At 60.1% G+C, this 3,798-nt stretch carries 2 protein-coding genes; one reads left to right on the plus strand and one right to left on the minus strand.

Going from position 1 to position 3,798, the window contains the following annotated elements; genetic code table 11:
- Positions 1 to 2,569, plus strand: a 2,569-nt coding sequence (locus tag AC07SZ_RS35590) for a hypothetical protein (RefSeq protein ID WP_494917897.1), incomplete at its 5' end; no start/stop codon positions are given.
- Between the two features lie 402 nt (positions 2,570 to 2,971).
- Here the strand turns inward: AC07SZ_RS35590 and AC07SZ_RS35595 are convergent.
- The gene (locus AC07SZ_RS35595; RefSeq protein ID WP_494917898.1) at positions 2,972 to 3,766 is read right to left on the minus strand and encodes an SDR family NAD(P)-dependent oxidoreductase; all 795 of its coding nucleotides are present in this window, start codon (positions 3,764 to 3,766) and stop codon (positions 2,972 to 2,974) included.
- Positions 3,767 to 3,798 lie beyond the last annotated feature (32 nt).

Genomic DNA, 3,798 nt, shown 5'->3' on the forward strand with positions numbered 1-3,798 from the left:
GGACAGGACGGGCATGGCGATAACTCCTTGGATTCGTTATCGCATAATCGATTGGGTTTGTCAAACCGATAATCGCCACATTTTTCGTATAAGAAATTATCCGACAACCACATATGCATACGGATTTTATGTCTGCGTGTTGTTGGTTGAGATGGTGTGCCACACCGTTCAGTACGCAGCCGTTTCGTCGATAAGGTCTGGTGGAGACGCATTCGACATAATTCAATACGGGATTTTCTATGGATCATTTCTGGGTGTGGCGGCACTTTTGCCGAGGCTCATTTTCAAATCGCCGGCGGAGGTGGAGTTTCCCGAGACGGGTAAGGCAAATTCGATCTCCATCAGGTTTTCGATAGCCGTCTCTTCACTCTTCGCCCTCCTTCCCATATCCCTGAACAATTTTGTCGACGAACTTGCCGCTTTTATTCCTGCCGCTGTCATGTCGTTCTTGTTTGCCTTTTCGACAGGATCCAATGTCTCAAAATCAAGGGTGACGTTTGGTGCATTCATCCTGTTCTGGCAGATAACGATATTTTTCCTTTTTACCGACATCGCAAATTCAATCATCTACAAATTTCCCGACAGCTACTATGAATATTACAAGATTCCATTCTATATCGCGATTTGCCTTCCTCTGATCGGAACTGCTCCCTTTGTAGGCGAAAATTCTATAAATCTGAAACGCGTCCTCTTCGTCTTCGGCTCCACCACGTCGGCGGCCTTCGTTTCACTGCTGTATTATCGAACGTTTGCCTCGACTGCGGCCTTGTCGATCCTGGGTCTCCTGGCGAGCGCCATCGTGCTCGGTTGGTACCTCGTTTTGAGGAACCGGCGTATCGGGCTGCGTCTGGCGATATATGCCTTGAGGTTCCTGACACTCGGTGCGGCCGGCCGATTTGGGTCCGCCTGGATCAGCCTGTTCCTCAAGGCTGTTCTAGGCGGCACCGTCGTTGCCTTTGTCGCCAATGCTGTCGTTGCTCTCCTGCTGTTGCGAACTGGCATAGTGTCCACCACGCAGCCGATGCGGTCGCCGGGCTTGGCGTCGAAGGTTGACCCGCAACTGCCGGCACAGGCCGCCGCCGTGATTTCGCTCCTCCTGGCCAGCTACGTCCTCTGCCGTCTTGCGATGAAGATCTATCCGGTAGCGAAGGCACCTGTCGCGGCCTTGGCGCAGAGACAGCAGCAACCGGCCGTTGCGCGATGGTTGGTGGTGCTTGCCCTGTGGGCCGTCGCTATCCTGCCGCCGTCCCTGCACGACTGGCTCTCGACCGCTGACCTGATGAACATCGGGGCACTCAGCAAGCTTGGCGCGCAAGGCTTCGGCGCGATCGATTCGACGACAGCGGCGCTTACCTGGATGCTGCAGGTCCTGTTCTGGCTCGGCGGCTCGACATGGTCCTGGCTGGCCTATCTCGCCTTGCCGGCGGCATTCGGCCTTGGCCTGCGCAATGGGCCCGTTGCGGATCGGGCGATCTTCCTCGGATTGTTGCCCTTCCTGCTGGCCGTGACCATCCCGCCAATGTCGACGCCCGGCGGGGTCTGGATGGTTCCTCTCGTATTCCTGCTGCTGCGCCTCGCGCGCGAGCCCGCTCTGGCGCAGCGCCTGCTGCGCTTCGGTGGAGGTTTTGGCGGCCAGCCCGCCAATTCCTTTGTCATCTTCGCGCTTATCTTCTCTTTGGTGCTGCTGCTGTCACCGGCTTTGACCAGCAGATCCGAGACCAGCGGCTTGACGGTGAGGATCGATCCGGACCTGGTGAGAGTGGCTGTCCTCGTGTTGATCGGCGCCATGCGATTGCCCCGCTGGCCCGTGCTCGTCGCCCTTGGTCTGCACGTCGCTCTCGCTGGCTTTCCTGTCGGCAAGTTCAGCCATGCCTTGGCTGACACCAGCATCGACCTCGGCCTTGGATTATCCCCTGGCGAGGCGCTCGATCTGGTGCTCGCCTACTTTGCCATGCCGATGGCCAGGAGGTTGCGGCGCGCGCCGCTGGCCGCAGGTGCGATCCTTCTCGGCGCGATGATCGCGGCGGCAATCGTCCTGAGCTTCGGCAATGGCGGGGTGTCCGTGGGCACGTTCATTCAACTGCCGACAGGGGTTCTGTACAAGCCCACGGGAGCAACCGTAGCCATACTATCCCTGACGATCGGCCTGTTGAGCCCCCCTGGGGAGCGGATGCGGTTTCTTCTTCTTGTCGTTGGCTCGATCATGGCCGCCGTCACTGCACTGGCGCCGTTCTATGCGGCGCTGGCAAGCAGCGGCTCATGGACCGGAGTCGTTTTCGTGACCCAGCCGGAGGCTCTGACGTCGCCTCTCGCCGATCTGGTGGCCTCGATCCCCGCCATGGCGCTTGCCGCGGCCTTTATCCGGTTCGGTCAAACCGCGTCGGATATGATGCTTGCCCGCCGCGAGGAAAGCAGGTGGTCGTTGTCGGGCGCGCCCCGCCGCTTGAGCGAAGCCATTTTCGGAAGCGTGCGAGAGGAAGTGGCCGGCCGGGAAGCTGTCTTCGGATCAGACAATGAGGCTGTCTCGAATCCCGCGAACACCACCAGGGAAGAAGCGGTGCGCCAATGACTGAGCTGACAACACCGGACCCCGATCGGGATGGCCTGCCGGCAACTTCATTTCCAAATCTCCTGGCCTTCCTGCTGGCCCTGCTCGGTCCTTGGGGAATTACAACCGCTACGGGGGCGCTTGCTCTGGTGCTTCTTTGCTTTGGCCTTGGCGTGGCATGGCAAGCTTCACCCCGGCTGCCCGCGAATTCCGCCAACGACATTGTCCCGCCTCCGATCGATGGCGCAGTCGGTTCGGACTCAGCGCAACAGCCATCGCCGGCCCCACCCCCGACGCCCGGCGGCCAAAAAGCAAAGTAGGGTCAGATCCTACAGACCACCTCCTTGTTTTGACGCAATTCCCTAGGGAAAGCGCTACGCGCTTTTCCCGGGAAAACCGTTTCACGCCTTTCCTGGAATTGCTCTAGTAGTGTATCGGCCCGATGATCCCGCCGCCGCAGGCGATCGCATCGCCGTTGATGGCGACGCTTCGCGGCGAGGCGAGGAATGTGACGACATCAGCGACTTCGGCCATATCGACCAGGCGGCCGATCGCGACATTGGCGGCAAGTCGCCGTTCGATTTCCTCGGGCGAAACGCTTGCCGAAGCCGCGCGGGCGGCGACCAGGGGAGCGGTCTTTTCCGTGCGCGTCAGGCCAGGATGGACCACCGTCACGTTGATCCCCTTCGGGCCCAATTCGTCGGCGAGATTCTTGGTCAGGGCAGAGACGGCAACATTGCGGATCGAGCCAATGATCGAGCCTGTCTGCCGGGCAGCGAGCCCGCTTACGTTGATGATCCGGCCCCAGCCGGCGGCGGCCATATGGGGAGCGGCCTCACGCGCCGTACGCAGATAGCCCATCACCTTGACGTCCACGTCATCCCAGAACAGGTCGTCGGTGATCTCGGCCAGCTTGGGCGGTGGTGTCTGCCCGCCCGGCTTGGCCGCGGCGTTGACCAGGATGTCGAGGCCGCCGAGCGCCGCGATCGTTCCTGCCACTAGCGCTTTGACCGAACTGTCGTCCTGTGTGTCGACGCCTAGTCCGACGATCTTGCGCCCGGTTTCCGCAGCCAGTTCGCGCTCGGCGATGTCCAGATCGGCAGCGTTGCGGGCGGCGATGACAAGATCCACGCCTTCCAGGGCCAATTGCCGGGCGATGGCGCGGCCAATTCCTTTGGCGATTATCTGGTTGACAAACCCAAAGTGAAATAGGAATATAAACCTGACAGGCCGGCATGCTGACAATTAGA

This window comes from Mesorhizobium sp. GW821-FHT07A06, from assembly GCF_059419085.1.